The sequence below is a fragment of the Kingella potus genome (assembly GCF_900451175.1).
GTDB lineage: Bacteria > Pseudomonadota > Gammaproteobacteria > Burkholderiales > Neisseriaceae > Neisseria > Neisseria potus.
Genome location: NZ_UGJJ01000005.1, coordinates 1 through 6,496, shown reverse-complemented (window position 1 = coordinate 6,496; position 6,496 = coordinate 1). Strand labels below are relative to the sequence as shown.

8 protein-coding genes and 2 pseudogenes are annotated in these 6,496 nt (G+C 62.6%); 7 read left to right on the top strand and 3 right to left on the bottom strand.

The annotated features are described in order from the left end of the window. From DYE40_RS12025 to DYE40_RS12015, 3 genes and pseudogenes are all read left to right on the top strand, one after another. Positions 1-414: pseudogene (locus tag DYE40_RS12025) on the top strand (lysophospholipid acyltransferase family protein); the annotation flags it as partial. Then, positions 411-677, top strand: coding sequence for a phosphopantetheine-binding protein (locus DYE40_RS12020; protein ID WP_115308792.1), 267 nt, complete (start codon positions 411-413; stop codon positions 675-677). The pseudogene DYE40_RS12025 and the gene DYE40_RS12020, both read left to right, overlap by 4 nt. Before the next feature lie 27 nt (positions 678-704). After that, complete coding sequence (locus DYE40_RS12015) at positions 705-932, top strand: acyl carrier protein (protein WP_115309308.1); 228 nt, start codon at positions 705-707, stop codon at positions 930-932. Here DYE40_RS12015 and DYE40_RS12430 read toward each other — a convergent pair. Further along, a complete protein-coding gene (locus DYE40_RS12430) occupies positions 919-1,212 on the bottom strand; it encodes a hypothetical protein (RefSeq protein ID WP_147286649.1) in 294 nt (97 codons plus the stop codon). The genes DYE40_RS12015 and DYE40_RS12430 overlap by 14 nt on opposite strands. On the opposite strand from DYE40_RS12430, the gene DYE40_RS12010 reads away from it, so the two are divergent. Beyond that, positions 1,205-1,741, top strand: coding sequence for a COG4648 family protein (locus tag DYE40_RS12010; protein ID WP_115308791.1), 537 nt, complete (start codon positions 1,205-1,207; stop codon positions 1,739-1,741). The two genes, DYE40_RS12430 and DYE40_RS12010, sit on opposite strands and share 8 nt — an antisense overlap. A 53-nt stretch (positions 1,742-1,794) precedes the next feature. Beyond that, the gene (locus tag DYE40_RS12005) at positions 1,795-1,992 is read left to right on the top strand and encodes a hypothetical protein (protein ID WP_115308790.1); all 198 of its coding nucleotides are present in this window, start codon (positions 1,795-1,797) and stop codon (positions 1,990-1,992) included. A gap of 154 nt (positions 1,993-2,146) precedes the next feature. Here DYE40_RS12005 and DYE40_RS12000 read toward each other — a convergent pair whose 3' ends face one another. Both DYE40_RS12000 and DYE40_RS11995 read right to left on the bottom strand, forming a co-directional pair. Then, positions 2,147-3,355, bottom strand: a complete 1,209-nt coding sequence (locus tag DYE40_RS12000) for a beta-ketoacyl-ACP synthase (protein ID WP_115308789.1) — start codon at positions 3,353-3,355, stop codon at positions 2,147-2,149. 3 nt (positions 3,356-3,358) lie between these two features. Next, on the bottom strand, positions 3,359-3,898 hold the full coding sequence (locus tag DYE40_RS11995; RefSeq protein ID WP_115308788.1) for a hypothetical protein: 540 nt from the start codon (positions 3,896-3,898) through the stop codon (positions 3,359-3,361). Between the two features lie 611 nt (positions 3,899-4,509). On the opposite strand from DYE40_RS11995, the gene DYE40_RS11990 reads away from it, so the two are divergent. Further along, positions 4,510-5,049 (top strand): hypothetical protein, encoded by a 540-nt coding sequence (locus DYE40_RS11990; protein ID WP_115308788.1) that lies wholly within the window; start codon positions 4,510-4,512, stop codon positions 5,047-5,049. A gap of 3 nt (positions 5,050-5,052) precedes the next feature. Then, positions 5,053-6,262 (top strand): annotated as a pseudogene (locus DYE40_RS11985) (beta-ketoacyl-ACP synthase). Positions 6,263-6,496: the final 234 nt, after the last annotated feature.

The following is a 6,496-nucleotide window of genomic DNA, read 5'->3' as shown; positions in this document are numbered from 1 at the left end:
GGTACGCAACCCGAGCATGAGCAGCCAAATCCGTGCCGCAGGCTACATCCCCAACGATGAAAGCATGGAAATGCTGGAAGAAATCGAAGCCGTGTTCCAAAGCGGGCAAAGCCTGCTGATTTTCCCCGAAGGCACGCGCACAGGCTGGGACGGGCAGGTCAGAATGCACCGTGGCGCGGTGTCCATCGGCTTACGCAGCGCACAAGTCATCACCCCCGTGTGCATCAGAATGAACCCGCCCAATTTCAAAAAAGGGCAGCCGTGGTACCGCATTCCACCGCACAAAATCCATTACGAAATCACCGTGGGCGAAGACATCCGCCCGAAGACTGGCTCGCCGAAAAACCCCTACCCATCGCCGCAAGACGGCTCAACGAATACCTGCAAGACTACTTCACAAGGAAAACCACATGAACGACTTAGAACAGCAAATCAAACAACTCATCATCGACAGCCTCGCATTGGAAGACATCACGCCCGATGACATCGGCAGCGAAGCCCCGCTCTTCGGCGACGAAGGCTTGGGGCTGGATTCGGTGGACGCGCTGGAACTGGGCTTGGCGGTGCAGAAAACCTTCGGCTTCCAGCTTGACGGCGAAAACGACAACCTGCGCGACAATTTTGCCAGCGTCAAAACACTGGCGGAATTTGTCAAAAGCCGCCAAGCCCAAGCCTAAGGAGCAGCCATGAGCGAACACAAAACCCTGAGCGAAGCCGAAATCCGCAGCCTGCTTGCCGACACGCTGGTCAGCCTGTTTGAAATAGAACCCGAGCGCATCCGCCCCGACACCAACCTGTATGAAGATTTGGAAATCGACAGCATAGACGCGATTGACCTCATCGACAGCATCAAACGCGAAACAGGGCGCAAGCTCAACGCCGAAGACTTCCGCAACGTACGCACCGTGGACGATGTGGTCAAAGCGTGTTGAACGTGCAGGCGGCGGCGCAAGCCGAATAAGCGGCAGCCTGAAAAAGGCAGCCTGAAAGATAAAGGCTCCGCCCAAACCCGAACGGGCGGAACGGGTTTGGGCGGAGCGCAAAATCTGCCAGATAGGTTGGGCTTGGCTGAAACTTGCGTTGTTTTCGCCGCGCTGCAACGCACTTCGCTTGTTTTATCTCCGCTGAAACGCAAAAAACCGTTTTAGCTCCGCTGAAACGCACTGCGTTCGTTTTCAGGCTGCCGAAAGTTTCCATTTCTACCATGCCCATCGCCAAAATCCTGCTCGCCCTTGCCAGCCTTGCCTATCCGCTCCTGTGGTATTACGGGCGCGAAAACGGCGCGTTTTTCTGGCTTGCCGCCGCCATGTGCGCCCTGTGGCTGGCGCGTGCCGCCATGCCGCAAACGGCGGGGCAGCGGGCGGTAGCTTTGCTGCTGGCTGCCTTTTTTGCCGCCGTGCTGGTTTTCAGGCTGCCCGATTCGATGTATTGGTATCCCGTTGCTGTCAATGCGCTGATGCTGGCGGTGTTCGGCGGCAGCCTGTTTGCCAAGCAAACCGTGATTGAACGCCTTGCCCGCCTGCAACACCCCGACCTGCCGCCCGAGGGCGTGCGCCACACGCGGCGGGTAACGCAGATTTGGTGCGGCTTTTTCGTGCTCAACGGCGGCACGGCGGCGTTGCTGGCGTGGAGCGGACGCTACGACTGGTGGGCGGCGTACACGGGGATTGTGTCGTATGTGCTGATGGGCGTGCTGTTTGCAGGGGAGTGGCTGTACCGCAAGCTGGTGTTGAAGGTTTGATGCCGTCTGAAAACGCGGCTTCAACGAAGTTAAAATCAACTTGGAGCGCAACGATGGAAACAGAATACAAAATTAAATCCGCCAGCCAGTTGGATGTGGCGGTGCGCGATGCTTTGGTGGATTACATCCAAACCAACCGCGTGTCGGATTTGGTTACGCTGAAAACCGCTGCCTTGTCTTTTGTGGCAACCCTGCTGCTGCCTGCGTTGCTGCTTGCTGTTTTTGCTTTGACCAAGCAGATTTCCGCATAACTATTTGGGCAGACCAATGCTGCCGCGCTTGGGGCGGCGAAAAAGGGCGGTTGCCGTGTGCCAATGCAGGCAATATGAATACAAAGGCAGCCTGAAACGGGATACTTCGTTTCAGGCTGCCTTTTTTGCACCTTTTTTGTATTGATGCCGCTGTTTACTGTTCGCCGATGATGAGCACCGCGTTGCTGCCGCCGAAGGCAAACGATGAGCTGGCGGCAATCCGCCGTGCGTGCTGCCATGCGCTGCTGCTGTCGGTGAGCGCGATGGGCGGCAGTTCGGGGTCGGGCTGTTTGTCCCAAAGCTGCGGCGGCAGTTTGCCTTGCGGATTGGTGTCGCGGCTGGCGATGCCCCATGCGAACGCGGCTTCCAATGCGCCTGCCGCGCCGAGTGTGTGCCCTGTGCTGGGTTTGGTGGAGGTGCAGGGCGTGCGGCTGCCGAATACTTGGGCGACGGCGCGGCTTTCCATGCTGTCGTTGTGGCGCGTGCCCGTGCCGTGCAGGTTTATCCAGCCGATGTCTTGCGGCGCGAGCGCGGCGTGGCGCAGGGCAGCCTGAAACGCTTGTGCCGCGCCCAAGCCGTCCGGTCGCGGCGAGGACATATGGTGGGCATCGCTGCTTGCGCCGTAGCCGAGAAGCTGCATTCCGCCGCCGAAATCGGCATCGCGCGTCATCACGAATGCGGCGGCGGCTTCGCCGATGTTGATGCCGTTGCGGCGGGCGGAAAACGGGTTGGCGATGCCGTCTGAAAGCACTTCCAGCGCGGCAAAGCCGTTGATGGTGAGCGGCGACAGGGTGTCCGCGCCGCCGCACAGCACGGCATCGGCAAGGTTGGCACGCAGCAGCCTTGCCGCGCTGATGAGTGCGCGCGCACCCGATGTGCAGGCGGTGGACACGGTGTAGCGCAGCCCGTGCAGCCCGTAAACATGGGCGGCAAATTCGGCGGGCGCGCCCATGGTGTGCTGCAATTGCTTGAACGGCTGCCCTGCCCATGCGCCGCCTTGGGCTGCGTGGGCAAACAGGGGGATGTTTTCGTCTGCGCCGCTGGTGGAGGTGCCGATGACCACGGCAACGCGGTGGCTGCCGTACCGCTCGGCGGCAGCCTGAATGTCGGGCTCGATTTGGGCGAGGGCGTGCCAGAGCAGTTGGTTGTTGCGGCTGGCGTGTTCGGGCGGCAAACCGGCCGGCAGGGGGCGCAGGGCTTCGTTTGCCGCGCCGAATGCGTGGCTTTTGCCGCGCACCCATTGCTCGGAAAAGGTCAGCGGCGATTGGGCGGACGGGTTCAGCAGCGCGTCGATATGGGTTTGCAAACCGCTGCCGAGCGCGCTGGTGGCGGCGGGGCGGCTGAGATAAACGGGGGTGGTCATGTTTTATTCTTCAAGTTGTTCTTCAAGCGGGCTGGCAATCCAGCGGGTTTGGTCGGGGAAGCGGATGTCAAACTGCCTGCCTTTGTGCGCCACGCACCACAAATCGCGCTGGCGGTAGCGGAACAATGCGCCGCTGTCTTCGGGGCAGAACGCCTGATGCCGCGCGGACGGCGTTTCAGGCTGCACCTGCCGCACATCGGGATACAGCGCGGCGGCGCGTTCGGCGGCAAGCAGCGGCAGCAGCGCGGCAAACAGGCGGCGCGATTGGGCGTTGGGCATCACGAAGCCGTCGTTTTGCCAGCCGCGCGGGCTGACGGTTTGGCGCGAAACGGGCGCGCCGAGCGCATCGGTCTGCACAAAGCGGATGCCGTCTGAAAGCTGCTCCACCGCCAACAGGCTGGTCTGCACCGTTTGCCCTGCGGCATCGGTTTGTTCCAGCTTGAACCACTGCGCCTGCTGCGGCAGCGTGGGCAGGGTGTGCGGATGGGGCAGCGCGGCGCAGGCGGCCAGGGCGAGCGCGGCGGTTATCGGGAAAAGGCGCATGGGGGTCCTTTGGGGTGGGCAGTGTGTGCGGTTTGGGCTTTCAGGCTGCCTGATGCCGTCTGAAAGCGAGTTACGGGTTTCTGCGAAGCTAAAACCGCTCCCTCTCCTGCGCTTGCGCGGGGGAGGGGTGGGGGTGCTGTTTCGGCAGAACAGGGTTTGCCAGAGCATCAGACGGTTTTGCCCCCACCCTAGCCCTCCCCCGCAGGCGGGAGAGGGGACAGAGTTCGCGGGGGATTACATTTCAGGCTGCCTTTGATGCCGTCTGAAAGCGGGTACGCCGCTTCGCGAAGCTAAACCTTCGGCTTGGCAAGCGCAAGGTTTAGCTTCGCGGAAGCGCGGTCCGCTTTCAGACGGCATCAAAGGCAGCCTGAAAATGTAATCCCCCCGCGAACTCTGTCCCCTCTCCCGCCTGCGGGGAGGGCTAGGGTGGGGGCAAAACCGTCTGATGCTCTGGCAAACCCTGTTTCTGCCGAAACAGCACCCCCACCCTCCCCCGCGCAAGCGCAGGAGAGGGAGCGGTTTAGCTTCGCAGAAACCCGTAAACCGCTTTCAGACGGCATCAGGCAGCCTGAAAGCCCAAACCGCACACACTGCCCACCCAAAGGACCCCCATGCGCCTTTTCCCGATAACCGCCGCGCTCGCCCTGGCCGCCTGCGCCGCGCTGCCCCATCCGCACACCCTGCCCACGCTGCCGCAGCAGGCGCAGTGGTTCAAGCTGGAACAAACCGATGCCGCAGGGCAAACGGTGCAGACCAGCCTGTTGGCGGTGGAGCAGCTTTCAGACGGCATCCGCTTTGTGCAGACCGATGCGCTCGGCGCGCCCGTTTCGCGCCAAACCGTCAGCCCGCGCGGCTGGCAAAACGACGGCTTCGTGATGCCCAACGCCCAATCGCGCCGCCTGTTTGCCGCGCTGCTGCCGCTGCTTGCCGCCGAACGCGCCGCCGCGCTGTATCCCGATGTGCGGCAGGTGCAGCCTGAAACGCCGTCCGCGCGGCATCAGGCGTTCTGCCCCGAAGACAGCGGCGCATTGTTCCGCTACCGCCAGCGCGATTTGTGGTGCGTGGCGCACAAAGGCAGGCAGTTTGACATCCGCTTCCCCGACCAAACCCGCTGGATTGCCAGCCCGCTTGAAGAACAACTTGAAGAATAAAACATGACCACCCCCGTTTATCTCAGCCGCCCCGCCGCCACCAGCGCGCTCGGCAGCGGTTTGCAAACCCATATCGACGCGCTGCTGAACCCGTCCGCCCAATCGCCGCTGACCTTTCCGAGCAATGGGTGCGCGGCAAAAGCCACGCATTCGGCGCGGCAAACGAAGCCCTGCGCCCCCTGCCGGCCGGTTTGCCGCCCGAACACGCCAGCCGCAACAACCAACTGCTCTGGCACGCCCTCGCCCAATCGAGCCCGACATTCAGGCTGCCGCCGAGCGGTACGGCAGCCACCGCGTTGCCGTGGTCATCGGCACCTCCACCAGCGGCGCAGACGAAAACATCCCCCTGTTTGCCCACGCAGCCCAAGGCGGCGCATGGGCAGGGCAGCCGTTCAAGCAATTGCAGCACACCATGGGCGCGCCCGCCGAATTTGCCGCCCATGTTTACGGGCTGCACGGGCTGCGCTACACCGTGTCCACCGCCTGCACATCGGGTGCGCGCGCACTCATCAGCGCGGCAAGGCTGCTGCGTGCCAACCTTGCCGATGCCGTGCTGTGCGGCGGCGCGGACACCCTGTCGCCGCTCACCATCAACGGCTTTGCCGCGCTGGAAGTGCTTTCAGACGGCATCGCCAACCCGTTTTCCGCCCGCCGCAACGGCATCAACATCGGCGAAGCCGCCGCCGCATTCGTGATGACGCGCGATGCCGATTTCGGCGGCGGAATGCAGCTTCTCGGCTACGGCGCAAGCAGCGATGCCCACCATATGTCCTCGCCGCGACCGGACGGCTTGGGCGCGGCACAAGCGTTTCAGGCTGCCCCTGCGCCACGCCGCGCTCGCGGCCGCAAGACATCGGCTGGATAAACCTGCACGGCACGGGCACGCGCCACAACGACAGCATGGAAAGCCGCGCCGTCGCCCAAGTATTCGGCAGCCGCACGCCCTGCACCTCCACCAAACCCAGCACAGGGCACACACTCGGCGCGGCAGGCGCATTGGAAGCCGCGTTCGCATGGGGCATCGCCAGCCGCGACACCAATCCGCAAGGCAAACTGCCGCCGCAGCTTTGGGACAAACAGCCCGACCCCGAACTGCCGCCCATCGCGCTCACCGACAGCAGCAGCGCATGGCAGCACGCACGGCGGATTGCCGCCAGCTCATCGTTTGCCTTCGGCGGCAGGCAACGCGGTGCTCATCATCGGCGAACAGTAAACAGCGGCATCAATACAAAAAAGGTGCAAAAAAGGCAGCCTGAAACGAAGTATCCCGTTTCAGGCTGCCTTTGTATTCATATTGCCTGCATTGGCACACGGCAACCGCCCTTTTCGCCCGCCCCAAGCGCGCGGCAGCATTGGTCTGCCCAAATAGTTATGCGGAAATCTGCTTGGTCAAAGCAAAAACAGCAAGCAGCAACGCAGGCAGCAGCAGGGTTGCCACAAAAGACAA